The 24,933-nt window shown below is 48.7% G+C and carries 31 protein-coding genes and 1 tRNA gene; 16 read left to right on the forward strand and 16 right to left on the reverse strand.

The features are described from left to right. Positions 1-6: 6 nt before the first annotated feature. From VFH06_04760 to VFH06_04775, 4 genes are all read right to left on the reverse strand, one after another. Positions 7-219, reverse strand: coding sequence for an ATP synthase F0 subunit C (locus VFH06_04760; GenBank protein HET6747388.1), 213 nt, complete (start codon positions 217-219; stop codon positions 7-9). 35 nt (positions 220-254) lie between these two features. Beyond that, on the reverse strand, positions 255-1,097 hold the full coding sequence (locus tag VFH06_04765) for a F0F1 ATP synthase subunit A (protein ID HET6747389.1): 843 nt from the start codon (positions 1,095-1,097) through the stop codon (positions 255-257). Further along, on the reverse strand, positions 1,094-1,345 hold the full coding sequence (locus VFH06_04770; GenBank protein ID HET6747390.1) for an AtpZ/AtpI family protein: 252 nt from the start codon (positions 1,343-1,345) through the stop codon (positions 1,094-1,096). The genes VFH06_04765 and VFH06_04770 overlap by 4 nt, the downstream gene beginning before the upstream one ends. A 161-nt stretch (positions 1,346-1,506) precedes the next feature. Next, positions 1,507-2,184, reverse strand: a complete 678-nt coding sequence (locus VFH06_04775; GenBank protein ID HET6747391.1) for a hypothetical protein — start codon at positions 2,182-2,184, stop codon at positions 1,507-1,509. A gap of 432 nt (positions 2,185-2,616) precedes the next feature. On the opposite strand from VFH06_04775, the gene VFH06_04780 reads away from it, so the two are divergent. The 4 genes from VFH06_04780 to VFH06_04795 all read left to right on the forward strand — a co-directional run bounded on the left by VFH06_04780 (position 2,617) and on the right by VFH06_04795 (position 4,704). Next, positions 2,617-2,979, forward strand: a complete 363-nt coding sequence (locus VFH06_04780) for a hypothetical protein (protein HET6747392.1) — start codon at positions 2,617-2,619, stop codon at positions 2,977-2,979. Between the two features lie 123 nt (positions 2,980-3,102). Further along, a complete protein-coding gene (locus VFH06_04785) occupies positions 3,103-3,396 on the forward strand; it encodes a glutaredoxin domain-containing protein (protein ID HET6747393.1) in 294 nt (97 codons plus the stop codon). Between the two features lie 136 nt (positions 3,397-3,532). Next, positions 3,533-4,129 (forward strand): hypothetical protein, encoded by a 597-nt coding sequence (locus tag VFH06_04790; GenBank protein HET6747394.1) that lies wholly within the window; start codon positions 3,533-3,535, stop codon positions 4,127-4,129. Between the two features lie 146 nt (positions 4,130-4,275). Beyond that, entirely contained in the window at positions 4,276-4,704 is a 429-nt protein-coding gene (locus VFH06_04795; GenBank protein HET6747395.1) for a hypothetical protein, read from the forward strand. A 101-nt stretch (positions 4,705-4,805) separates the two neighbouring features. Here VFH06_04795 and VFH06_04800 read toward each other — a convergent pair whose 3' ends face one another. Continuing rightward, positions 4,806-6,566 carry an ATP-binding cassette domain-containing protein gene (locus tag VFH06_04800; protein ID HET6747396.1) on the reverse strand — a complete coding sequence of 587 codons (1,761 nt, stop codon included), beginning with the start codon at positions 6,564-6,566 and terminating at the stop codon, positions 4,806-4,808. 114 nt (positions 6,567-6,680) lie between these two features. Here VFH06_04800 and VFH06_04805 point away from each other — a divergent pair, with 114 nt between their 5' ends. Continuing rightward, complete coding sequence (locus VFH06_04805; GenBank protein HET6747397.1) at positions 6,681-7,058, forward strand: hypothetical protein; 378 nt, start codon at positions 6,681-6,683, stop codon at positions 7,056-7,058. Positions 7,059-7,233: 175 nt separating this feature from the next. Continuing rightward, the gene (locus tag VFH06_04810) at positions 7,234-7,620 is read left to right on the forward strand and encodes a hypothetical protein (GenBank protein HET6747398.1); all 387 of its coding nucleotides are present in this window, start codon (positions 7,234-7,236) and stop codon (positions 7,618-7,620) included. 75 nt (positions 7,621-7,695) lie between these two features. On the opposite strand, the gene VFH06_04815 is transcribed toward VFH06_04810, so the two are convergent. The 4 genes from VFH06_04815 to VFH06_04830 form a co-directional block, all read right to left on the reverse strand. Further along, positions 7,696-8,940, reverse strand: coding sequence for a glycosyltransferase (locus tag VFH06_04815; protein ID HET6747399.1), 1,245 nt, complete (start codon positions 8,938-8,940; stop codon positions 7,696-7,698). Between the two features lie 63 nt (positions 8,941-9,003). Further along, the gene (locus tag VFH06_04820) at positions 9,004-9,984 is read right to left on the reverse strand and encodes a hypothetical protein (GenBank protein ID HET6747400.1); all 981 of its coding nucleotides are present in this window, start codon (positions 9,982-9,984) and stop codon (positions 9,004-9,006) included. A 122-nt stretch (positions 9,985-10,106) separates the two neighbouring features. Beyond that, positions 10,107-10,514: a hypothetical protein gene (locus VFH06_04825; GenBank protein ID HET6747401.1), complete on the reverse strand. Its 408-nt coding sequence runs from the start codon at positions 10,512-10,514 to the stop codon at positions 10,107-10,109. Positions 10,515-10,608: 94 nt separating this feature from the next. Next, a complete protein-coding gene (locus tag VFH06_04830; protein ID HET6747402.1) occupies positions 10,609-11,463 on the reverse strand; it encodes an alpha/beta hydrolase in 855 nt (284 codons plus the stop codon). Between the two features lie 48 nt (positions 11,464-11,511). On the opposite strand from VFH06_04830, the gene VFH06_04835 reads away from it, so the two are divergent. Beyond that, positions 11,512-12,246 carry a glycosyltransferase gene (locus tag VFH06_04835; protein HET6747403.1) on the forward strand — a complete coding sequence of 245 codons (735 nt, stop codon included), beginning with the start codon at positions 11,512-11,514 and terminating at the stop codon, positions 12,244-12,246. Positions 12,247-12,254: 8 nt separating this feature from the next. Here VFH06_04835 and VFH06_04840 read toward each other — a convergent pair whose 3' ends face one another. Both VFH06_04840 and pyrH read right to left on the reverse strand, forming a co-directional pair. Next, positions 12,255-12,632 carry a hypothetical protein gene (locus tag VFH06_04840; protein HET6747404.1) on the reverse strand — a complete coding sequence of 126 codons (378 nt, stop codon included), beginning with the start codon at positions 12,630-12,632 and terminating at the stop codon, positions 12,255-12,257. Further along, on the reverse strand, positions 12,629-13,327 hold the full coding sequence (pyrH, locus tag VFH06_04845; GenBank protein HET6747405.1) for a UMP kinase: 699 nt from the start codon (positions 13,325-13,327) through the stop codon (positions 12,629-12,631). The genes VFH06_04840 and pyrH overlap by 4 nt, the downstream gene beginning before the upstream one ends. A 59-nt stretch (positions 13,328-13,386) precedes the next feature. On the opposite strand from pyrH, the gene smpB reads away from it, so the two are divergent. Then, the gene (gene smpB, locus VFH06_04850; protein ID HET6747406.1) at positions 13,387-13,851 is read left to right on the forward strand and encodes an SsrA-binding protein SmpB; all 465 of its coding nucleotides are present in this window, start codon (positions 13,387-13,389) and stop codon (positions 13,849-13,851) included. Between the two features lie 36 nt (positions 13,852-13,887). Here the strand turns inward: smpB and VFH06_04855 are convergent, their stop codons facing one another. Further along, positions 13,888-14,334 (reverse strand): hypothetical protein, encoded by a 447-nt coding sequence (locus VFH06_04855; protein ID HET6747407.1) that lies wholly within the window; start codon positions 14,332-14,334, stop codon positions 13,888-13,890. A gap of 133 nt (positions 14,335-14,467) precedes the next feature. On the opposite strand from VFH06_04855, the gene VFH06_04860 reads away from it, so the two are divergent. The 6 genes from VFH06_04860 to VFH06_04885 are packed head-to-tail and all read left to right on the forward strand — an operon-like array spanning position 14,468 to position 18,370. Then, a complete protein-coding gene (locus VFH06_04860; GenBank protein HET6747408.1) occupies positions 14,468-15,271 on the forward strand; it encodes an exodeoxyribonuclease III in 804 nt (267 codons plus the stop codon). Next, entirely contained in the window at positions 15,271-15,981 is a 711-nt protein-coding gene (locus VFH06_04865; protein HET6747409.1) for a hypothetical protein, read from the forward strand. The genes VFH06_04860 and VFH06_04865 overlap by 1 nt, the downstream gene beginning before the upstream one ends. Further along, on the forward strand, positions 15,978-16,484 hold the full coding sequence (locus VFH06_04870) for an 8-oxo-dGTP diphosphatase (GenBank protein ID HET6747410.1): 507 nt from the start codon (positions 15,978-15,980) through the stop codon (positions 16,482-16,484). The genes VFH06_04865 and VFH06_04870 overlap by 4 nt, the downstream gene beginning before the upstream one ends. A gap of 4 nt (positions 16,485-16,488) precedes the next feature. Continuing rightward, positions 16,489-16,881, forward strand: a complete 393-nt coding sequence (locus tag VFH06_04875) for a MazG-like family protein (GenBank protein ID HET6747411.1) — start codon at positions 16,489-16,491, stop codon at positions 16,879-16,881. Beyond that, entirely contained in the window at positions 16,882-17,616 is a 735-nt protein-coding gene (locus VFH06_04880) for an HAD family phosphatase (protein ID HET6747412.1), read from the forward strand. It abuts the gene before it with no gap. Continuing rightward, positions 17,579-18,370, forward strand: coding sequence for a hypothetical protein (locus tag VFH06_04885; protein ID HET6747413.1), 792 nt, complete (start codon positions 17,579-17,581; stop codon positions 18,368-18,370). The genes VFH06_04880 and VFH06_04885 overlap by 38 nt, the downstream gene beginning before the upstream one ends. Here VFH06_04885 and VFH06_04890 read toward each other — a convergent pair. Both VFH06_04890 and VFH06_04895 read right to left on the reverse strand, forming a co-directional pair. After that, positions 18,360-20,282: a hypothetical protein gene (locus VFH06_04890; protein HET6747414.1), complete on the reverse strand. Its 1,923-nt coding sequence runs from the start codon at positions 20,280-20,282 to the stop codon at positions 18,360-18,362. The two genes, VFH06_04885 and VFH06_04890, sit on opposite strands and share 11 nt — an antisense overlap. A gap of 77 nt (positions 20,283-20,359) precedes the next feature. Then, positions 20,360-20,446 (reverse strand) — tRNA-Leu (locus VFH06_04895). Between the two features lie 59 nt (positions 20,447-20,505). Between VFH06_04895 and VFH06_04900 the strand changes: the two genes are divergently transcribed. Then, the gene (locus tag VFH06_04900) at positions 20,506-21,741 is read left to right on the forward strand and encodes a sortase (protein ID HET6747415.1); all 1,236 of its coding nucleotides are present in this window, start codon (positions 20,506-20,508) and stop codon (positions 21,739-21,741) included. Between the two features lie 9 nt (positions 21,742-21,750). Here VFH06_04900 and VFH06_04905 read toward each other — a convergent pair whose 3' ends face one another. Further along, positions 21,751-23,214 (reverse strand): PEGA domain-containing protein, encoded by a 1,464-nt coding sequence (locus tag VFH06_04905; protein HET6747416.1) that lies wholly within the window; start codon positions 23,212-23,214, stop codon positions 21,751-21,753. A gap of 116 nt (positions 23,215-23,330) precedes the next feature. Here VFH06_04905 and VFH06_04910 point away from each other — a divergent pair, with 116 nt between their 5' ends. Next, a complete protein-coding gene (locus VFH06_04910; GenBank protein HET6747417.1) occupies positions 23,331-24,272 on the forward strand; it encodes a hypothetical protein in 942 nt (313 codons plus the stop codon). Here the strand turns inward: VFH06_04910 and VFH06_04915 are convergent. Beyond that, entirely contained in the window at positions 24,262-24,912 is a 651-nt protein-coding gene (locus tag VFH06_04915) for a hypothetical protein (protein HET6747418.1), read from the reverse strand. The two genes, VFH06_04910 and VFH06_04915, sit on opposite strands and share 11 nt — an antisense overlap. Positions 24,913-24,933: the final 21 nt, after the last annotated feature.

Below are 24,933 nucleotides of genomic sequence, written 5' to 3' on the forward strand. Positions count from 1 at the left end.
GCTACCTTAAATAAACTTCGCGATAATTGCCACGATAATACCGATGATGGCAAGGGCGTCAACGAATGAAATACCAAGAATCATCATCGTACGGATGTCGTTGATCTTCTCTGGGTTACGGCCAACCGCATTTACAGCAGCGTTAGCGACGATACCCGCACCAAGTGCTGCAAACCCTGCTGGAATTGCGTAAGTCAAGCCAAAAGCTAATTGTTCCATTTTATTATCTCCTTTTATTTATTACCTAAATTATATCATTCCCTCGTTGGGACAGCCTTGGCAGTCTTAGGGGTAGGTGAATGATCGGATACATGTTCGTCGTGCGTGTCGTGGCTGACGAGGCCCAGGGAAATAAACACAGTGGTAAGCATAAAGAAAATGTACGCCTGAATACCTCCGATGAAGAGTTCGAAGATATAAAACGGTGGCAAAGCGGCCACAGAAAAGTACGATGTAAGGAAACCTACCATTACAAGAAGTACCTCGCCGGCAAAAACATTACCGAATAAACGAAGACTCAAGGCTACGGTACGCGAAAAGTCGGCGATGATCTCAAGAATTCCCTCAAATGCCCCGGCCGGATCCTTGATAGGATTCTTGATAAAACGCTTTACGTTTCCGAAGAACCCATGGGCGCGGATAGCATAAATTTGCATTGTAACGAGCGTAATGATGGCAAGCCCGAACGTTGTGTTGAGATCGGCCGCAAAGCCACGGAATAAAGGTGTCTCATGTAACGTCACTGGCCCAACGAACGGTAAGATACCCAAGTAGTACTGTGTAATAATGAAGAAGAAGAGAGTGATTGGCAGCGGCGCCAACCGTTTTGCAACCGTCTTGTCACCGATGATATTTTCTACTGTTTTATAGAGGCCCTCGTATCCCCAAACAATCAATTTTGTAAGAAATCCGCGCTTTTTATTTTTCTTGACAACATATACCGCACGAAGCAAAACCGCAAGAAGGACTACATACCCTAAAACACCAAGCAAGATCGCATTTGTAACCGGAACACCTGCTACATTAAAAATTTCTTCAGCAGCAAGTGAAACATGAGGTCCTGAATGTTCAGCGGCAAATTGAGTGAGCTGTATCATAATTGTTTTACCTTCTTTATTTGTGCACGTACTAATAGATAGGCAATCACTCCACCAAGTATGATCGATGCGACCATAACCCACGGCTTTGTTCCGAGCGTTTTATCAAGTAACAACCCTGCGATTGTCATTCCTACAAGGGGAACAAAAAGTCGCCATGTCGTGTCAGTGATCGTCAGCATTAAAAGAACCGTCGAAGCTTTCGGCGGCAGCTGGTGATCATCGCCCTGCTTTGGTGATGTAGCCATGTACTCATATACTATAGCAGCAGACAGATCATTTGTATAGTAGTGAAAACTTCTCTATACGACATAAAAAAACACCCGGGAAGGGGGGTGTAAAGGTGGTGTGCATGCGACTCCCGGGGACATCTCTGTCCTCCAGGAGCCGCATGCACGTCGGGTTGGTACTAGCGGTTGACCGGAGCAGTGAACGAAGCCATCTTGGGGGCCCAGTCCGGAAGGGACTGGGACACGCTCGAGTCAGCGTCGGTCACGAACAGGTCGACACACACGGTGTTCGGAAAGGTCAGGACGATCGTCTTGCCCTTGTCGATGACCTGGGAGTCCAGCTGGCCCAATGCGTTCTCACCCTTCAGGGTGGGCAGCGCCAGCATACCGTTCTGGGTCCAGTCGACTATGACCGTGCAAGTCGTGCCCTGGTGGGAAACGAAAACGCCCCGGGGGACGTCGCCGTAGTCGAAGGCGTTGCAGCCCAGACCGTCACGACCGGGACCGGCCTCGACGGGGACAACCGTGATGCGACCCGTATAAGACGTGTACACCGCGGCCTGCCTGGCAGCCACCAACTCCTCGGGCGACTGACTGGTCAAGGGGCCGAACGTACCGAGCATGGCCAACGCCATGGCTGCGGCGACGCCCATGGGGACGGCAACCCGCACACCGGTGACGAGCTTGTCGGTGATGTCGAACGCCACGAAGGCCGCCCCGATCGTCAGAACCCCACCGACAACAACGGCGATGACGCCAGCGGTCGTGAGGGTGTAGTTGACGAAGGAACAGACGGAAGCAGCGATGACGACGAGGATGCTCAGCAAAAGGCCAAGCCGACGCAAGACTTCGGACACGGTGATCTCCTAGATCTAGATCAGTACCAATGATTGACGTGCGAGATTGAAAAGCCAAAAACTCTTCTCAATCAGTAAATACAATTATAACACTTTAATTTAATATAGTCAACTATCATTATTCATATTAAGATAGGGGTATGCCCCGACGAAACAATCGCCAATTATCCAAAATTTCTCCTGTCCAAGGAAATTGCCAGACTAAACGACGCTACGCTACAAAAAGCGAAGCAGAAGCAACCGCCAGCTATCAAATGACCCTAAAGCCAGAACTACACCTGAGAGTATATAAATGTCCTATCTGTAACAAATGGCACCTCACTAATCAGAAATAGTTGTGGTTGTTGTCAGCTCATAAAATGATATTATGTATATGTCAATCCGTGAACGAAGGAAGGAAGTGGCACATTGCGTATCTTACGTGGTGGAGCAATGGCTCTCGCGGCCAGCTTCGCCCTGCTGTCCACCGGCTGTGGTGCCGAGGACTGGAAAAGCCCGAACGAAAAGCTGAGCGAACGGCTGACCGCCGACCTGACCAAAAGCGGCTTCACCGATATCACTGTAGAAAGTGCCGACGTGGGCATTTTCTACGATGACGGCCAAGCGCTGGTTTCCGTCGACAACTGCCGCATCCGGCTCGACTGGAGACAGGGCAACGGCTGGAAGTTGCACGAAGGTACGGTGGATACCGGACCGGGTGAGCTGACCGCCGACCTGATCAAGAAGCAGCCCCAGTTTGCCGGGTGCGTGAAGCAACCGACGACATCAACCACACCAGTGCCCCCGAGCCAGTAACTCGTTCGCGGATTCCGCTTGCTACCATGCGTGGCAAGCGGTTTTCGCTATTTAAATACTGATATACTAGGTGTAGAAAAAGACAAGAAAGTATACTATACTTAGTATAGTAAAGGGGAATATATGGACGAACCAACCAAGCAGACAATCGACGACAACGACTCAAAAGTCATTATCTATAGCACAACGTGGTGTGCATTTTGTAAAACCGAAGAGCAATACCTTCAAAAACTGGGTGTTGGCTACGTAAAAAAAGATATTGAAGAAGATAAAGAAGCTTACGAAGAACTCATGGAGAAGAGCAATGGAGCCTTTCAGGGAGTTCCCGTAACAGACATCGCGGGCGATCTCGTGCTCGGTTTTGATAGAGCTAAAATCGATACTCTATTGAAAGAAAAGCAGCTCGTTACGGCTTAATCCGGCTCTTATGTAAAAAAACAGCACTTAGCAATAGGTGCTGTTTTTTACATAAGAGATGGTGTGCCACTTGCATTTTTTTGAAATTAGGTCAATAATACCTACCGCAATCCCGATTACAAGGAGGTTAGTCCCGATGAGAATCGGTGCAATGTGTTTTGCTCAGATTCGCGACGAGCAAGGGCGCTACTGCTTGCTCCTCAACAAAGGTCGACTGAAGCACAGCCAAGAGCGTATCTTGTCACCTGTGGGTGGCGGGATCGAGGGTAGGGACGCTGGCCTGAAGCACTTGACCAAGCTAGGTGCAACTGACTTCGAGAGCCTTCCCGATTTGCGGTTCCGCATCGCAGACGAGAAAGTGGCCAAGGTCGAGGAATGGTTCGCGAAGCAGGTCGACCGTGAGGTTTCGGTACTTCGCGAGCTCCGAGAGGAGCTGGGCGAGGAAACCGGCGTTCTCTCCGAAGATGACATGCAGCACATCACCGAAAAGTTCATCGAAGCCTCACGCTTCGATGCCTTCACCAAGCGGCGCAATGTGGCCGAGAAGAAGACCGCCTACCTCATTGAGGTGTTCCAGGTGGGCTTCCCGGCCAACGTCATGCGAAAGCTCTTGGAAGCAGCCACGCGTCCCATCGAGGACCGCTGGGCGTACTTCGTTTCGCGAGAAGAGATCGAGAAGGGCGAAACGCACGACTCGGTCAAGATCGGCCCCATCTCTGCGTACATTCTGTAATCGGGATCGGACAGTACCCGTACTAGGGTGCTGTCCGAAAACGATTGACATTTATTCATTTTTCTGATATAGTTATCGCCATGTCTGCCGGAAGTTTTGTTTCTCGGCAGCGTACATCTCAGCGACTACCTTAAGGAGTGATCGCCATGCTCGACACCCAGTCCCGCCCGAGTCCCGCCACGTTCGCCAAGCTGCTGGCCGCCAAGAAGGCCCAGCCCGCGGCACCCGCCACGAGCACGACCAGGCCGGCGCCTTCGAGACGACGCAAGCCGTACACCACCCAGTCCGCCGGCTACGAGGTCCCGCGCAGCCTGCCCGCGAAAGCGACCCCGGTCGACCAGCTCGTGCCGCGCGACATCGACCCGCTCGACTCCGACATCATCGAGCTCGAGGGCGACGACACCGAGCGCGAGCCCGAAGGCGACCGCGCTGACGTGTGGATGCCGGGCCTCGGTGCCTTCGACATCGACCAGAGGCCGCGCCTCAAGCGCCCCACGATCATCGACGAGCTCGACCCGACCGAGGAACTCGACCTGACTCCCGAATTCTGGGGATTCAGCATCGTGACCTGGTAGTTTCCATCTGAGATAGCCGGTATCGCAACCCTTACCAAGGGGGGCGCGATACCGGCTTTTTCGCACTCATTCAAGATAGAGAAAGCAAGACCGACTCTCTTCTATGCACCAATTTTTATTACTTCACCTCCAATAGCCTGTTGAAAGTAGCCATCATGGCTCACATAGAGGATCGCACCGCTATATTTAGCAAGTGCCGTTTCAAGTTCTTCAATACTAGGGAGATCCAGGTGGTTAGTAGGTTCGTCGAGTATGAGTAGCTGGGGATCATTCGCCAGCATAGAAATCAGCTGAAACCTAGCCTTTTGGCCTCCGCTAAGACGAGAGAGAGGCACTTTGCCATCTCCTTCGGTAAAGAGGTAGTCATTCATAAGACCTCGCACTTTTGTCGTTGAAATGGACAATCCGCGGTCAAGATACATGCGTTCGATTGCGTCTTCAAGAGGGAGAGGGAAGTACTTCTGATCAACTTCTTGCTCATAGATACCGATACGAACGCGCGTATCAAGCGTGACTTCGCCGTCAAATAGGCGGATTGCTTTAGTGACACCATAAGAATCTACCTCAGCAAAATGGCTTCTCGCCAGGTCTGATAAGGGCCCCGGCGCCTTTTCAGACGTGGGTTGCAGATATTTTGCATCAGTAAAATTCTCATGGTTATTGCGTTTTGCAAGCAGTACCTTAATCAACGTCGTCTTACCCGCACCATTCCGACCTCTTAGTTCCATCGCTTCGCCCTCACGCAAATCGATATTCACCCCCGAAAAAAGAGGCGTATCGCCATACCCAAGGCTGACATTTTTAGCATTCACAAGAATATGCTTACTCCGAGATTCATCATTTCGAAGATTCATGCGGATATTCTTAGCTTTGAACTTATCGTATTGGGAAGCTACTTTATAATTAAGATTCTCAGCGGATGCTTTATCGATCCAAAACGTCGGCTTCTCCTTTGCCTGAAGTTCCGCCAGCTCTTTGCGCGATGTCTCCTCAAGTCGTTTGAATTTCTGTATCGTGCCTGGGTTCCGTGACTTTTCCTTTAGCCGCTGATAGTCAAGCACCTTTACCTTCAGATTAGCAATGCGTTTTTCAATCATCTCGAATTCGTTCATCTGTGAGCCGGTACTAACGGCATTTTGCTTAAGATATGCATCGTAATTACCCTTATAACTGACACTTCCGCCGTCCTTTAATTCAACGATGCGATCAACCTCATTTAGTACATCGCGATCGTGGGTAATTACGAGAACAGCTTCTTTTGCCGATTTTAGCCATTCAACGAACTGAGCCTTCGCAACATAATCCATATGGTTTGTCGGTTCATCCACCAACGCAAGCTGCGCTTGAGAATGCATGACTTTTACTACCTCGACAAGCCGTTTCTGGCCACCAGAGAGAGTAGAGAATTGTCGGTGAGCAATGCCCTCAAGCTGAAAAGCATCGAGCTCGCGTTCGATCTGCTCCTCAATCTGATAGAACCCTTTGTCGTCAAACCGCTGCAAGGCCGCAGTATACTCTTCGATTTTCTTCATGTCGCTCCCCATTGTTTCAGGGTAGGTTTCGATAATGTCACTGAGCGAGGCATACTCTGGCAGCCCTTGCAATACATATTGCAATACGGTGGTATCGCCAATATCGTGATGCTCTTGCTGTGTTGCTACCACTACGGTTCCCCGACGATATACGATGTCGCCGGTAAAATCGTGATCTGTGCCAGCCAAAATACCGAAAAGGGTAGATTTACCAACACCATTACGACCTATCACGCCGATTTTTTCTCCGTCATCAATACTAAAGCGAACTCCGGTCATAAGTGACTTGGGGCCAAAGCTCTTTTCAGTAATGGTAATATCAGCGATCATATCTGTAAAAGTATACCACAAATGAACTCCGGGTATTGCATTTTGTATGAGCTTATGTTATAATAGTTATTGAATCGGTTTGGATCTACACCTAGAAGGAAATCGAGGAACCTCATGAACATCGACCCTGTCGGCTGGAGCGGAATCATCCTCGTCGGCATCCTGATCGTCGGTCTGATCGTCAACCGCATCGCGAAGACGTTCGGCAAGGCCGACACCACCGTCAGCGATGAAGCCCGGATCACGCGCGACATCGAGCTGGAGCCGACCGCTCTGGCCAAGATCGACACGCAGTTCCGCGGCCTCGGCGACACCCTCGCGATGACCGGGCTGCGCAACATGCTCGCCTGGAACGAACTCCCCAGCTACATCACCGAGGAGGTGGTCGAGCAGGGCATCGACGCCGTCGAGCGACTGATCGAGCGTACGAGCTACCAGCGCACGCAGGCCGCGCACACGTTCGTGAAGACCGGCCTCGTCACCGCTGTCTGAGGCAAGCGCCGAGAAGTACCCCCGAAGCTTTTTCTATAAACGAAAAGAGCGCCGGGTACTCCCCGGCGCTCTTTTCGTATCAAAAAATAACTTTCCTTACATTGCAATATGTGTTTGATATGTGTAATAATAGTAAGGCTTTACCTTATGCCGTTTCTGCCGAAAGGAAAGCCATATGAACAGTCAAGAGTTTGCGCGTAAGGCACTCGTACTTATCTACCAGACAACAACGACACAAATGCCTGGATTCGACATTTCCCGAATCATTCAGGGAACACAAAGTGCCCTTCCGGCCTGCTTCAGCACTGATGATCTCGCGACCAACACAGCGTTCATCACTGCGCTTGAAGCCAAAGCCGAGGTGCTCCCAGAGCACGAGCTACAAGGCCTGGCAAGGTTGGCTCAAACCCTTGCCGCGTTTGAAAACGCCATGCATTATCACTTCGCGAGTGGCGAACTTCCGGTATCATGGGCGCGTCGGTTCAAGGATTGTAAGAGCGACTACCGCACACTTGACCTGCTCCATCAAGGAATGAAAAACCTCGTGTCTGAGGCTGAGTAATTCCTACAAGCGCCAGCAAAATCGCCTTCGCCCGAACAACAAGGGGGAGCGCCGGTACTTTTCTGGCGCTCTTTTCTATTTCGTAATAATGGGTGCCACCTCATAAAGGGCGATCATTTTTTTAGCAAGATGCATTACGTCAAAGTCTTTTGCCACTTTGCGGGAGGCCCGTGCCATAGCTGCAAGCCGCTCATCATCACTCAATAGCTCATCGAATGCCTTAGCAAATGCTTTTCCGGATCGGCCACGGGTAAGAAGAGCATTTTCTTTGGTAAGGCCCTCTGTAAGCTTATTATCGCAGTATACCATTGGAAGTCCGCTCGCGATCGCCTCTAAAATAACCATGGGCTGATTATCAAAGCGATACGAAGATTGCACAAAAATATCCGATTGCTTCATGATTGCCGCAACTGCGGGAGAGTCCTGGTGACCAGCAAAAATAATCTTATCCGAAACACCCAGTCCTTCCGCTTGACTTCGCAGTTCTTCATCAGACGGACCCGTGCCGACAAGGATTAGTTTGACATTGGCAGTCTTTATATATTTCATGGCATCGACAAGGACTTTTTGTCGCTTTTCACCACTTAAACGTCCCACGCACAAAATGAACTTTTCGCTCTTGTTTTTCGTAAGCGGCGAATCACTGGCTTTTGCGGCAGTGTAATTGTCAAGAAAAACGCCGTTCGGAATGACATGGCATTCGGTTTGAGCACCATGGGCAATCAAAGTTTTAGCAAGGTGGTTTGACGGCGCAACAAAACCGCTGGTGTGATTAACAAACTCCGCCATAAGGCGCCAGCCTTGTTTCTTTTTGATGTCCGTAAATGTAGAATATGGCCAATCAAGAATCTCGCGTGGATTCGTATATGGCAGTACTGGCTTGGATTTAAATAAGAAAGGGAAGCCGATTGAAAACGCAATAAGGCCCGCGCTCACGGCAACGGGATAATCATCCGCCAGTTCCGTAAAAAGGGTGTGAATAGTGGTGATATGCGGAATGCCTTTACGCTTCGCTACCATATAGGCTAGACCGCCAAGATAAAACTGGGTCTGACTGTGAATAACATCAAAATCATACTGATCGAGTTTGCGAGCAATACCGGGATAATGGATAGAGATTGGTCGTTTGTCAAATACCATTGGATTAATAGAGGGAAGACGTATGATATGATCGTCGTTATCCTCATAACCAGCATTTTTGGGCGCAACGATATACACCTCATGGCCCAATGCTTCAAAAGCCTGACGATAATTTTGAATTGAACGAGTGACACCGTGTACGAACGGCAGGTAATCATCTGTAAAAAAAGCTATTTTCATATTGGTAAAATGATCGCCGCTTGGCAGCGATCGATTAGCGCTAGTATAGCAAACCTAGGGAGGCTACGCTATTTCTTTTACTGCGTCCACCACGGACTGAACGGTCATTGTATAGGGGTGGTCGTGGTCTTTATATTGTTTGTCAAAAACTACAACACCCTTGGCTTGGAGGTAATTTCTCACAAGGTTATACGCGATCGGATCCGATAAATGGCTGGCCGTTCCGCGTGTCATCAGTACAGGGACGCCTTGTTCCCGAAGACCCGAAACGTCGCCAAGATCATGCAAAAACCGGTCGCGCCGAAGGCCAGTAATATACGGATAATTCGCAGGCCACGCCTCTTTAACGCGAGAAGCCCAGTGGAGTAGTGCTTCAGGGGGAATAATAGCTGGGTTTTGCTCTAGATAATTTTTTGCGTACCGGTTTTGCAAGGCAAATTGCGCCCCAAGCGTCACCATTGTGCGTTCCTTAAAGTTCACTCCTTCAGAGAAGACAATCCCAGCAGGCGGGTTTCCGCTATCAAACGTCGCCGCCACAGCCGCACCAGCGAGGGCGACACCTTGAGAAGAGGAGTGGTAGAAGTAATCGCCAGATAGCCCAAATTGCTCCGAAGCGCCGGCAAGGGCTCGCGCCACCGCCGCCCCAACCTTTTTGAATGAACCCTTCGAACGTAACTCTTCTATCTGGTCGGGGGTTATACGGTGATCTTGAGCATATTCTTCGTCGCGCCACTCTGAAAAATCAACCCCTGGAGCATTAGGTGACACCACAGGCCTGCCAGTAGCATGGGCAAGAAGCGCATCGAAGTAACCGCCTTCTAGACGACCATTATCGTCACTCCAGGCAGGAAAACGCACGATAGGCGTCGCTTTACGATTAACCCCTTCGGGTACGGTAAGGTAGACGGCAAGTTTTTGATCGCTGGTATCGCCAGCGCCTGTAGAAACATACGCCCGCTCACGAGTTTCAATGGCGGCCTTAGCTATAGCATCTTCATCATAGGGGGTAGTGTAAGCAAAATCTTCAAATCGTGGCTTTGTCATAGAATTTTATTAAAACATATTTCCATTACTTTTACCATTACTGCTGCGGCAAAAGAGCCACCAAAAAAGGTGGCTCACGGAACGGACACAATGCCGCCGTTCCTCGGCTTCTTGATGCCTGGCTAGTCCTCATCCTCGTCGTTGATGGCGTCGCCAAGCGCTTCCCGGAGCCGCTGCTCCAGGGAGTCGAGCTTCACACCAACCTCGTGCGGGTACAAAGCTCGCTCGGTGCGACCGGTCGCCGCGTAGGGGGCCACCATCAAGCGCAACACCGGATACGAGCGCTTCGGCTCGTTCGTCACTCGCAAAAGCAGCAAGTGCCCAGTGATGGCATCGAGGCCAAGGGCGATGAGACCGAGCATATGCCCATCTCCGCCGCCCAGCATTACCGGTTCACTCAGGCTGGAACCCATAGTAGCCAGCTCCTCACGAACCTTTTTGACATTGTCCTCTGCCAACAGCATTTCCTTGTCCTCCCTGTGCCACACAGTGGACTTGAGAGGAATGGCGCGCTCCGGCCAAATGTTCATCAAACAATCCTTCCAGTAGTAGGCAAGATTTCGTTTAATATTATATCATATTATAAATAATTTTGCAATTATATCTTCGAACTTGAAGAGGCCACTAAGGCTGCAAACCAGCGTCGGCCATGTGCTCGGCGGCTTCGAAATGAAGAATATGACCTGGCCCAGGAATGATCAGTATGCGAGAAAAAGGAAGAAGGCGGCGCATGCGGTCAAAAGAGCGTTTGGTCGCAACGTTATCCTTCGTGCCAAAAATAATTGTGATTCGCTCTTGCACTGACCGTCTTGGAGGTACAGCTTCGTAAGGATTGTGTGTCTCAAGGAGCATCGCCATGCAATTGCTAATCTTGGCATCAATAAACGGTATTTTATGGAGTTCAGACTCTTTTAGCCACTTTTTAGATGAACCGTCCCGCATTTTGCTCAAATAAGCGACCCGCGTATCAATGGCTCGGCGCGAATTATAGGCCGTGGTGCCGATCGATCCGGGCAGAAGGCCGCTAGCCACCCTAAGAGCACGTGACGACCACGCTACACGAGGGGTAGGGCAGGCTAAAATGATGTGAGTTCTTTCGTTTACCAAGTCACGAACGGCCATATTATAACAGATACCCGCAGCAAAAGAGTTTCCTATTAAGATATCTGGAATGCACTCCATTGCCCTAATGCAATTACTTAGCCAATCGCCAAGTGCGTCAAACGTATCAATGTCAAGAGCCGGTGCACTACCATGACCAGGAAGATCCGGCGCATATACCGCAAAGCCGCGCTTTACATATTCTTTTCCTACGACCACCATATCAAGCTTATTACCAGTAACACCGTGTACAAGAACGACGCTTTTTTTTGCTTTTTCATTAGTGACAAGCCAACAGAATGTTCCATCTGCGGTCTTAATAGTTTTTTCGGTGAAGATTTTTCCAATTTCAACAAGAGTAGTGTGGCTCTGGCCCATATAGCAAGTATACAACATGCGTCTCGTCTCCCGTGGTATACTGCGAATATGAAATTGTCTGTCGTTATCCCTTGTAAAAACGAGGCCGGAACTGTCGAGCATCTCCTTGATTCTATACTTAAGCAAACACGTCTTCCTGATGAAGTTATTATCGTCGATTCGCACTCCACCGATACGACGGTGGCATCAGTAAATAACTATGTCGATAGATTGCCAGTTCGAGTCGTCGCTGCTCAAAAACAAGGAGTCACCCATGCCCGAAACGAAGGAGCAGCGGCCGCTATGGGTGATGTCCTTCTTTTCATTGATGCGGATGTGCGGCTAGCCCCTAATTTGATAGAAAAGATAGTAAAGTACACCAACAAAGGTGTTGAGGCAGGAGGATTCTCGCAGCATATGGATGCCGAGGCCGCTCATCTGCGTGTAGGGTCACGTGTTATGAACGGCTATGTGCGAACGATGTCACTCACGCCATGGCCTATCTTTTTTAGTTGCTTTTTCGTGACGAAAAGACTTCACCAAGAACTAGGAGGTTTTGACCCAGATATTTGGATAATGGAAGATTACGATTACGCATACCGGGCCCGTCAACACGGCGCTAAGTTTCGTATTCTTCCGGGCACATATTTCATATCTTCGGCACGCCGGTTTGAAGAAGGTGAGAAGCATAGCATACTAAGGGCAGTCTACGCTGAGGCGTACCGGTATACTCATGGCATGAAGATCACCAAACCGCTTTTTCGTTACTCTATGGGCGGGCACGAAAAGAAAACAGGGAAGTAACTTACGCTTTAATACTGCGGGTATTCCCACGGTGACTGCATACTACGCTCAGAGAGTGAGCGCAGGAGAGAGTTAACAGCCAACTCATAATCAGCCCTCCGGTTGGGTGGTATTTCACCATTTTCATCTTTCTCCCAAAGACCATCAGTGACACCAGTAGCAACTTCAAGAGGTGTCCAGCGCTTCGCACTTTCAACACGTTGCATCCTACCGTATACCGTACCGAATGTCGTTAAATATGTCCTTTCGCCCCTCTCTACAATCTCTGCCATAGTAAAGGAATTGCCGTTGACGTCGACGACCACACCCATAGGCCCCCCATCTTCAGCCTCGACTACATCACCAAAATTTACCGTAACTCGCGGGGGTTTTTCTGGATTACTCACTTTATTTTTGTCCCGATTACTTTACCCGCAGCAGCGCTTGCTATGTTGCCCGCCTTAAGCAACTCAAACACGATGATCGACTGCATATTATCCGCCGCCAGAGCTATAGCCGCTTTGTCCATCACGCGGATTTCGGGCCGTTCAACAGCCTCCTGAAGCGTTAGGGTTTCGTATTTTGAAGCCGCTGCGTCGCGCGTAGGATCAGCGGTATATACGCCATCGACTTTCGTGGCTTTAAAAATCACATCGCAGTTAAGCTGGAGTGCGAGGCTGACCGCAGCCGTGTCGGTGGTAAGATATGGCTGACCGATCCCGCCCGCAATCACCACAACGCGGCCTTTCTCCAGGTGACTGAATGCCCGGCGATGGGTAAATTGATCGAGGATCTGATCGGCCTTGATACTGCTAAGTGATCGTGTTTCCAGCCCGGCCGAATTAAAGACATCCGTTACGGCTAGTGCGTTCATCATCGTGCCCATCATTCCCATATTATCGGCAGTCACACGGTTGATCGCATCGTTTGTCACTTGGGCTCCGCGCACAAAATTACCACCTCCGACCATAACGACCACCTGCGTATCTTTGACCTTTTTGATTTCATCTGCGACCCATCGTATTCGCTCCGTATCAATGCCGCTATCGTATTTGCCTTGAAGTTGCTCGCCTGAAAGTTTTAAAAGAACACGTTTATACATAGTTTCAGTATACAAGATTGAGCAAAAGCGCTTCTACCTCTGATATAATGTAAAAAGTTATGCCAGGTAAAAAAAAGAACTCATCGTCTGCAATTGTTAATCGTCGTGCACGATTTGATTATGAATTGGGAGATGAAATTATTACCGGGCTCGTGCTTGTAGGTCCTGAGGTGCGGGCGGCACGAGATGGACACATTCAGCTGAAAGGCTCTTATGTCACTATAAAAAACAATGAACTTTGGCTCAATAATGCCAGTTTTAGCCTCAAACTTAATCAGGCCGGACAGGCGGGAGCTCGCAGCGTCGATACGACTGCACGTAAACTCCTTGCCAGCCGCAAACAAATCGAAAGTCTGGCCGAACAAAAGCATAAAGGGATGTCGATCATCCCGATAAAACTTTTAACAAATGGTAAATATATCAAGCTCGTTATTGCGCTTGGTAAGGGCAAAAAGAAGTACGATAAGCGCGAAACATTGAAACGCCGCGACCAAGAGCGCGATGCTAAACGCATGATGAAATAAGAAACCCCATAGCTGGCTGCTATGGGGTGAAGAAGGCTAGGAGTTCGTATCGAGCCTCCGAGCGTAATCCTGCGCACTGCGCAGTTCATCCGGGCGCAAGCTGCCAAGCCAGAACATGATGTCGTCAAACGGCTGCCAGCCCTCAAGCTTGACCTGACCAATGAGGTCGGAGCCGCAAGGCGATTTGAATTCATCGTGCTGCCATAATTCAGCAACGAATTGTTCGAGGAACATCTTCATCGTCCAGGCTGCTTCGCCAAAAGTACTCTTCGAAAAGTGCACCGAAAAGCTGTAGCGCCCAAACGTTCGAGTTGTCACCTCAAAATCGGGCCGACGGGCTTTCAAGAATTCGCTGAAGAGTGCACGGAGCGGATGCCCTTCTTCTCCCATTTGCTCAAGGAGTACGTGGTATTTGGGCGAAAACGAACCTTCGAAACGAAGAATGAACTGGTCACTCTCAATCCGCTTGATAATCAGGATCATAGCAGGCTCAACTTCCTCACAGGGTTTCTTCCACAGACTTTTATATCAGCATTCTCGAGTTTATACAAATAATCTCCGGACTAGAGAAGACCCCTAGCTGGTACCATAGTAAAAAGTGCCCTATACTGGACCTATGAAGATCTACTCATGGAACGTTAACGGCATCCGCGCCGTTGTGCGTAAAGAACTATTTGTCCCATTTATTGAAAAGCATCAGCCCGATATCCTTTGCTTGCAAGAAACAAAAGCACAGCAAGGTCAGGCCGAAATTGAGCTTTCGGGGTATGAAGAATACTGGAATTCCGCCGAACGAAAAGGGTATTCCGGAACAGCGATTTTTACAAAAGTAAAGCCCATTAGCGTTGTAAATGGCTTTGCCAATGGTATCGCAGAAAAGCACGGACTAACTGCCGATGGCTATGGAGACCCAGCAAAAGAGGGGCGGGTTATTACGGCAGAATTTGAGGATTTTTATATCGTCACTGTTTACACACCGAATGCCAAGGACGATCTTTCGCGGATCCCGCTTCGCCACAAGCAGTGGGATCCGGCATTCTTAGAGCACTGTAAGACGCTCGAGAAAAAGAAGCCCGTCATTTTCTGCGGAGACTTGAATGTTGCTCACACAGAAGATGACCTTGCCCGACCGAAAGAAAACCGGGGTAAAAAGGGCTTTACCGACGAAGAACGAGAAGGTTTTGATAACTTTGAGAAAGCCGGATTTATTGATACATTCCGGCAATTTGTACAAGGAAATGGTCATTACAGCTGGTGGTCAAACTGGGGCAAAGCACGAGAGAGGAATGTCGGATGGCGCATTGATTATTTCCTTATTTCGGATTCCTTAAAACCAAAGCTCAAAAGTGCCGCCATTCATGCTGATGTTATGGGAAGCGACCACTGTCCTATTAGTATTGAACTCGACACTAAAGCATAATGAACCTTCCGTCGCTCGATGAAATAGCAGCACGTGCCGGCACGTATCAACCGAACGAACATGTCGGTAACTCGCTTCGTAAGAAGCATCTCATTATGTTCGTAGGCCCCGTAGCAACAGGTAAAACATTCATCATGAAAAAAGTTGCCGGGGCGCGCTCGGATTTTGGATTAGTAACATCATTTACCACAAGAGAGCCGCGCGAAGACGATGATCCTACTATGTTTCGCTATCTGCCACATGATAAACCGCATATTCAAAGTCTCATTCACAAAATCGACGCAGGTGAGGTCGTTCAATATGCTATTCATCCCACAAGTCATCGGTTTTACGGGAGTGAACCGCAGGACTATCCATACACTTACAATATGCTCGCCACGCTTTCTGGAGTCGTGGAACCAATGAGTTCGCTTCCATTTGAAAAAAACCACCGGATTGGATTGGTATGCCACCCTGAAGTATGGGAGATTTGGCTTAAAAAGCGCTTTCCTACAAATAACGAAGACCAGAAAAGGCGAATGCGAGAGGCTATCCAATCGCTCGAATGGCTTTTAGAAACCAGCCTACCGATTGTATGGATAGAGAACAATCCTGAATCAGCCGAGAAAACGATTAGCGACACGCTTGACGCGGTCCTATATAATAAAGCCAATGCCGGAGGGAGAGAACTAGCAAAGGCGATGCTAAAAAAAGCTAAGGAACTTATATGACCGAAAAAGTATGCACGTTATTGTTTTTGCGCCGCGACGATGAAATATTACTCGCCATGAAAAAGCGTGGTTTTGGATCAAATAGATACAACGGCGTCGGAGGCAAGATTGAACCTGGAGAAACTATCGAACAGGCACTTGAGCGTGAATGCCAGGAAGAAATCGGCGTGACACCGCTCCATTACTGGAAAGTTGCCGAGCACGACTTCATGCAAAAGGAAGGCAACATGCCATGGCGAATGTATGTTCATGCCTACCTTTGTGATAAATGGGAAGGTGAGCCTATCGAAACCGACGAGATGGCGCCGGAATGGTTCAAAATACAGGACATCCCTTATGATGCCATGTGGCAAGATGACGAATACTGGCTCCCGCAAGTACTTGCCGGTGATAAGGTAAGCGGAGAGTATACATTTGACGAAAATGACCGGATGCTCACACACGATATCCATGTTGTTGAAACACTGCCGGGAATTATCCCCTCAAGCCCAAAGAAAGGATAGGATCATGTCAAAAGCACCAGCCCAACAAGAAATAAGCCTCGAAACACTCAATCAGATTATCTGGAAGCATCTTGAGGCACGAGATTGGCACCGCAACAAAAGTCGCGGCCTTGCTATTTCACTCGCACTCGAAGCTAATGAGCTGCTTGAGCATTACCAATGGGGGGAAGAACCCGTAGGGGGCAGGGATGCGATAGCCGAAGAGCTTGCCGATGTTCTTATTTATGCTTTCCAAATCGCTCAGCAAAACGATATTGATATTGCCGACCATATTAAGAAAAAGCTCGAAAAAGCTGCCGCAAAGTACCCAGCAGAAGCGTTTAAGGGCAAGTTAGGCAAAGAACACAGTGACGCATGGTTCAAACATAAAATGGACTACAAAAAGAAGGGGCTCTAGATGAAAAAGTTCGCCGTTTTTGATATCGACGGAACTATTTTTCGCTGGCAGCTTTTTAGCGAGATCGTTTTTGAACTAATCAACAACGGTTACATCCCTAAAAGCGCAAAGGAAAATATCGATGCAAAGATGGCACAATGGCGCAGCCGGCTGCATGCACACTCGTTTCATGATTACGAAGTCGCTATCATCGAAGCCTTCTTTCCGTATGTAAAGAATCTACCCGTAGCGAGCATAGAAGAAGCTGCCGAAGCGGTGATCGCACGAAGCGGAACCCATGTCTATATGTACACACGAGATCTCACAAAGCGTCTGAAAGATGAAGGTTATACGCTCGTTGCCATCTCCGGATCACAAGATGAAATCGTACAAAAATTCGCTCAGCTTTGGCACTTCGACATCGCTATAGGCCAAGTTCATGACTCTGAAAACGATATTTACACAGGAACAATTCCCGGCAACAAACTGCTCGTTTTACAAAAAGGAGACGTGCTAAAAGACATCGTTAAAAACCATGGGTTAGACTGGAAAGAAAGCGTGGCAGTCGGTGATTCAAGAAGCGACATCGCAATGCTTGAGCTGGTAGAAAATCCAATCGCTTTCAACCCAAATGACGACCTTTTCAGTGCTGCCCAAAAACACGGCTGGAAGATTGTTATAGAACGAAAAAACATGATTTACGAACTGGAGCCTAAAGATGGAACATACGTATTGGCGAGTGCAAGTACCCGATAAACCTCTGTTTCCTGATGTAGAATGGAGCAAACCAGAGCAACGCTCTCAGGCGGGGCGTCTTGGCATTATCGGCGGAAATAAGCTTGGCTTCGCCGGTGTTGCGGAAAGCTACAGCACTGCACTTCAAAGCGGAGTAGGGCAAGTACGGACACTTCTTCCTGATGCTCTGCGCAAAACGATCCCAACTTCAATTACGGACACTACTTTTGCTCCAAGTAATCCATCAGGTAGCCTTTCTAAGGAAGCCTTTGGAGACATGCAAGCGCTTGGCGCATGGGCCCACCATATTCTGCTTGTCGGTGATGCGGGCAGGAATAGTGAAACGGCAGTGCTTTACGAAAACTTCATCCAAGATTATAGTGGGCAACTCACACTCACAAGAGATGCGATTGATCTAATAAAAAATGGTGCCACGCTCCTCGTCGAGCGTCCGGATACGCTTTTGGTAGTATCGTTTGCACAACTACAAAAACTCTTTCAAAGCGTTTACTATCCAAAGATATTGACTTTCAGTATGCAACTGAATAGCCTCGTAGAGGCTCTTCACAAATTTACCATTACTTACCCGGTAGGAATCGCAGTACTTCATAAAGATTACCTCCTCGTGGCCGCAAAGGGAGAAGTAGTCTCTACTTTATGGCAAAATCCTATGGCTATTTGGCGGGGTCAGACTGCTACAAAAGCAGCCTGTTATTGGTTATGGAATCCTGGTCAGCTAGTCAAGAGCGTTTCTGCCAGTCTGGTTAGTAAATAGTTTCCTGGCGAGGAATCTTCACCTCTACAGGAGTGCTCCTATCGGTTGTCGTACCATCTCCAAGCTGACCGTTATTGTTACGACCCATAGCATACAGTTTTCCATTATCGCCCAAAATAAAGGCTGTATACTCGTCACCATTTGCGAGCGCGGTTGCCTTTACGCCAGCTGGAAGTTGCACTTTGGCTGGACTTGGATTACATGCTTGTAGTGGGGCACCTGTGCCTAATTTTCCGTAAGTATTGTCTCCCATGGCATAGACATTTCCAGCCGTCGTGATGTACATGGCTGAATTCATCTGATATGTAGCCTCGCTATTCATACTATAAAGAGCTGTCTCGCCGCTAAAGTTAAGCATGCCAGACCAACTTGGTATTCGCGTACAACTACCCGTGCCAAGTTCGCCGAACGAATTGCTTCCCATACACCACACACCACTATCTGGCGGTAAGCGATCTTTAGCAATTACGCAAACTGCATGTTGGTCGCCACCCTGTTCTCCAAGGCTAAGTGTTCGCCCGAACGCGCCGCTCGTAATACTTCGCGGAGTTGAGTAACAATTGACGCTGCTACTAACCGCACAAGAACCCGAAAACGCACCATCGTTTGCCGTACCGTAGCCGTTTTGCCCACTCATATAAACAGTTGCCGAAGGTGGATTATTAACGTTAAAGAAAACTGCCTCTTGAGCCCCATGATACGACAAAACAATGTCCGTCACCGGAGGATTACCTGGTATCTGGGCTCGCCCAGGAATCGACTTACCGATCCAAACATTGGTTGTAAAGTTTGCCTGACCAAGCTGGCCGTAATTATTATCTCCCGCGCAGTAGGCTTGATCATCTGATGCGATAACACAGGTGGTGCGGTCCTGATTAAATATCGACTTCACGGTTAATGAAGATGCCGAACCTGATACCGGTCCGGGGCTCGCAAGATCGAGCCTAAATTTCACCGGTGAAGTGAAAGGTACGTACGAATTGCTTGTTGTACCAGAGCCAAGCCCGCCACTGTCATTCAAACCTGCGCAGTATGCCTGAAGGTCGGACGCTTTTACGCACGCGCTATTCTGGCCATAGCCATTTACTCTCATATCCATTGCCGTGAGGCCTGCCGGAAGGCCAAACCGAACCCAGTCGGTTCCTCCAGTCAACTCCGTACCCCGACAATATGCTTGGTCACCGGTGCTTGTATTTGTAGCAAGAATACACAAAATACTTGCTCCTTGACCGGAATTATACACTTTTTTTACCTTGCTCACTCCGACAGGAAGGTCAATTTTAACTGGTATGGTTACTGTCGTGCCTAATGTTGTAGGATTACCAAGTTGATAACTCCCATTGTCTCCCCAGCCATAAAGGGTTCCGTTGGCTGCAAGCATATAGCCATTATGCCCAGCCCCCTTCCAGCCCGCGCCACCAGCAATTTGCGGGGCATCATTATAACGAGAATTTTCGGCTGCGACATACGTGTACGTTCGCCATACCTGGTTTGGATCAGATGCACGAGTAAGCTGTACTGTTCCTGTCGAAATGATCCTTAAAGAGCTGGACACGCCAACCGTAGGGGCGGGCACGCTAAACGTTGATCGGATGTTATTGGCATTTACTATATAAGCACTAATGGGGCTAGCGTCCTCACCATAACAGCCTGTATTAGGCTTAAGGGGTGTCGCGTCTGTCCAAGTGGGGGAGTAGTTAAAATACCGAAGGCAGGCACGGGCGGTCGCCAAACCCGATTCTGCCGCCTCGCGGGCGAGCTGATTGTAGTATTGGTTAGCAAGCGAAGAGGTGACTGAGCCAACTGCCGTTACCGAAGTTACCAAAATCGTTAAAAGAATAACCGATGCAATAATAACCGTCGGCAATGCAAACCCTCCGGTCGCTTGGTGCTTGGTAAGCATAGGCTTCATACTAGATTTATGATAGCACCAAAACAAGGGGAAAACCAACAAAAAAGAACAAACTATTTAGAGTTTGCTCCTCTTCTTGGTACCGCGAGCCGGACTTGAACCGGCACGAGCTAATGCTCACCAGATTTTGAGTCTAGCGTGTCTACCAATTCCACCATCGCGGCACGTGTCATGGTAGTTGCTACCAATGTATTGTACAATAGATGTCAGTAGGAATCTATAGATGAGACCAGATGATCAAAACAATGGGCGATTGGGCACGCCGTTGGTACCGCAGCGACAACTGCTAAAACCATCTGGCGCCGACCCGCGCGCTCGTACCACCGAAGCAGCCGCCAATATCGTACGCGGTCAGATTAATTCTATCTATGAGCAGCCTGGGCAATCCCAAGAAGCACAATCTTCTCCCCCCGCTCAACAAATTGCCCCCGATACTCAACCTCATCCCTCACAGGGCGAGCAAGCCACCGATCAAAATCCTTATGAGCGTACCCATACTCCCGTCCATCAGGTACAGGCCGACCAGTGGAAGCAATACCATAGCGCATGGCAGGATTATTATCAGAAATATTATGAACGCTACTACCTTGGGCAAATCCACGAAGCCAAACAAGCGATCGCAGCCCAAGCTCCGCAGTCATCACCCGACGCAGACCAAAAACCTCAAACTATTTCTAAGGACGAGGCGATGTACGAGCTCCGCAGCACATTGGTCAATAAACTTCAAACTGGCGCAAAAAAAGTTCGAGGAAGCAGGCATTTTATTCCTATCGCCGCCGCAGCCTGTGTCATGCTTGTCTTTCTCTTTTTACAATACAACCGGGTATTATTCGCCAACGTTGAGGCGTACGTAAGTCCGGGCAATATTAACCCAGCAAATATCATCGTAGACCCGGTAACGGAAGTCCCTGTTAGCGCCGACCCTAAACTTATCATTCCTAAGATTAACGTTGATGTGCCGGTAGTCTTCGATACTACTCCCGATCAAGCGTCGCAGCTCAAAGCCATGGAAGGTGGTGTGGCATGGTTTGGCATTCCAGGCGCGAACAGCAAGCCGGGACAAGTGGGCAATACCGTTCTTTCGGGCCACTCTAGTAATGACGTTGTCGACAGAGGTGACTATAAATTTATCTTTGCCCGGCTCGAACAGCTAGCGCAGGGTGACACAGTTTATGTCAACTATCAAGGCAAGCGCTACACGTATACCATCACAAAAAAAGAAGTGGTTAAACCCACTGAAGTGAGTAAGTTGGTCTACGCAACCGATAAACCTATCCTGACATTGATTACCTGTACACCTCTTGGTACGGCGCTTAATCGCCTCCTTGTCACAGCCGAGCAGGTAAGCCCCGACCCTAAATCGGCGGCTAAAGCTCCTGATTCATCAGGCGGTAATAGTGCCGTTGATATGCCAGGCAACTCACCCACATTCATTCAACGGATATTCGGGCAGAATTAGAACTGACTATTACGGCAGTACGAGGCGTGCGCGAGTCAGCTGAACGTTGCCTGATTCGCCCGCGGTAAAGGCATATACATACGTATCGTCACTACTCAATGTCACCATCGATAAATTAGCCACAGGCATAATGTCGCTCTGATTGGCACCATCAAATTCGTAAAAACGGAGGAGTCCATCGCGGTTGCTCCAAAGCATATAATTATCCAGCCAAGCCACATTTGATGATACCGGGCCTTCGCCTTTTAGCATCGTTTTACTCAGCTGCTTTAGCTCGTTGTCGTATACATAAACATCCGCATTTTGCTGAGCAATAACGAATCGGCCGCTCGTTCGGATATCAAGATACTGCGCACCGCCCGGAATTGTAACCGTTGTTTCACGAGTCAGCTTTGCGGTGTCTTTTTCGTCATCAGGCAGACTACCCCGCAGTATCTCAACGCTATCTCCATGGGCGATTGCAAGATACGGCTCGTTAAAGTACTTACCGAATGCAATATGAAGAGGTATTTGGCCGTTATCCGTGAAAGATTTAATTGTGCGAGGTTTCTCAGCACCATCTTCATAGTATCCTACCGTGCGCGCTCCTGATTGATCGAGGTGTGTCGTATAAAGGATGGTCGAGCGGTCAAAAAGGCTGAACTCCGCTACGTTACTCACCAACGGACGGCTCATGGTAGCACCATTGATATCCACTTTTCGGACATCCGTATCGGTCTGAGCATACACTATATTGCTATCGGCATTGCTGAACACAACTTTGGATATAGAGATATTCAATAACGCAGTGATGTTTTTAGTGTGCGAAATGTCCTGGGTATCTGCCACGAGCCATTCGATTGTGTCATTCACCACGTGGCGAATAAGCACGAACCTGCTTGATGGATCCCAGCCATCTAAGATAAACTGTTGGGATTTACCAGCCACAGGGGGGGTAAATGAGCCTTGAGGAAACACCAGCTCTTTTTGTTTTGTCTCCGCACCCGAGATATCAATGAGATAGAACGCCGGCACACTCGGATCTTCTTTGGCTGCAATAAGTTTTTCGTTCGGGGAAGCAACACTTGAAGTCACCGTGCTGAAACTCGCGACGTTCTCTTTCTTTAGCTCGCTTGGAATAAGTCGCGCATAGTTGAGCCACAACACCGCACCCGGGGCAAGGTTGACCGTTTTTTGCCACTGTTTATACCCATTTTTATTCATAGTAAAAAGGTGGCTACCGGCATTGAGAGTGCTCTTGGTTGCCGTAGGAGAGCCAAGGCCAACTCCATCGATCGTGACATTCGCCCCGCCAGGCACAGAATCAAACTGGACAAGCCCGCCCTGCTCAATCTGGCCATCGGTACGATTAAACTGGTAGCCTTGGACCACAAAAAGCAACGCCACCACAAGTCCAACGACAGCAAGCGACATGATCGTATAAATAATGACACGCTGAATCAATTGCTTTCGTTTAGAAGGTTGTTTGTACATTGCTTTTTATTATAGCAAAACCGCTTGCATATTTTGCTCACGTTACCTACTATAAAAGATATCGGTCTTAAAGATTAAACACCAGGCAGACAAACAAGGGCGAAATAGGGGATAGTATGAGTCAAAAAACAATCACTATTAACGGTAGGATTTACGATACACACACTGGCATGCCGGTTGATACTCCCGCACCAGATACTGCTCCTGCACCTGAAAAGGCATCGCCAAAGCGTTCACCACTTCATCATTCGCAGTCTATGCACCAAACAGCCCAAAAGTCCCACACGCTCAATCGCCGAGTAGTCAAAAAAATAGTCGCAGCTCAGGCTCAGGCACGTGAAGCAAATCAAACTCAAAAAAGCCCGCAAATCACTAAATTCGCCAGCCACCCCAGCGCTGTCAAGCCCCGCGTCATGTCTGATATCGCCGCAACGACTCACCCCCATGTCGCAAAGGCAAATCAAGCACTGGCTAGCAAAAAGCAAGTAACAGCTTCCGCCCCTAAACCATCGCATGTCATCAAGGAAGAAGTTATCAAAAATGCGCTTGAAAAAGCTCCAAGCAAAACCGATAAGCAAGTAAAAACGAAGAAATCGCGTAAGTTTTCGCGCTTTGCAAGTATTACATCGGCAGCCTTTGCATTGCTTCTGCTTGGCGGATATTTTACGTATCTTAATATGCCGAATTTATCGGTGCGCGTCGCTGCTGCACAGGCTGGTATCAACGCAAGCTATCCAGAGTATCGCCCCGACGGCTACAGCCTTAAAGGTCCTATTGGCTACAGCGATGGCCAAGTGAATATGAAGTTTGCCGCCAACGCCGGCCCGCAGAGCTATACTGTTTCAGAACAAAAAAGCGGTTGGGATTCAAGCGCCGTCCTTGATAACTACGTTAAAGAAAAAGCAGGCGATAACTATATCACCTACAATGAGCGTGGTCTGACTATTTATACTTTTGACGGCAATGCGGCCTGGGTAAATGGTGGCATTCTCTACACAATCTCTGGCGATGCACCACTTTCAAGCGACCAAATTCGTCGCATAGCAGTTAGTATGTAACTTCTTCGATTCCATTATAGAATAGTTTGCTGTTAAAAAGGCGCTTTCTATCCATGCGTAGGGCGTGCATAATCCTTGCCGCCATTTCTTCGCTAATATACTCAACCCCCCTTGAACCATACAGCTTTTGCACTTGTTCGATAATCTGCGCCTCCGGCATTGTTTCTCCTCGCTCCCAATATCCTGCATGAATTTCAATCAGCGCCCTGACATGAACCGCAAGAGGAGGTGTATCTGGAATAAAATAGATACTTGTAAAATCTGGACATGTGTCGTGCGTCTCTGTGAATAGTTCAATCCGACGGCGATATTTATCATTTCCAAGCTCCCCGGGGTCACTTATTGTATCGAAAGACGGCACACGCCCGCTTTTTGTCAGCACATACTCTTCGCCAAACAACTCGCCAATAGAAGTGTCCCCGCCAAAACGATACGGATTATCGTTAAAATATTCTATATCGCTCACATAGGTGTCACTGAGTAATGCGGGCCTTTCTTTGCGAAGCACAGCTTCAATATCATCCCATGTGGCACTCTCCGTCAAGCGGATTCCCAGGCCGCCTAACGTTTTAGCGACGGTCTCTCTGTGAACGTCATCCAGTACCTCGCCGAGTGCAAGGCGATTTTCAAAACTTCTCATAATTGTTCTTTTTACCATAAA

It is taken from the genome of Candidatus Saccharimonadales bacterium, assembly GCA_035697325.1.
Taxonomy (GTDB): Bacteria; Patescibacteriota; Saccharimonadia; order Saccharimonadales; family Saccharimonadaceae; genus JALRBM01.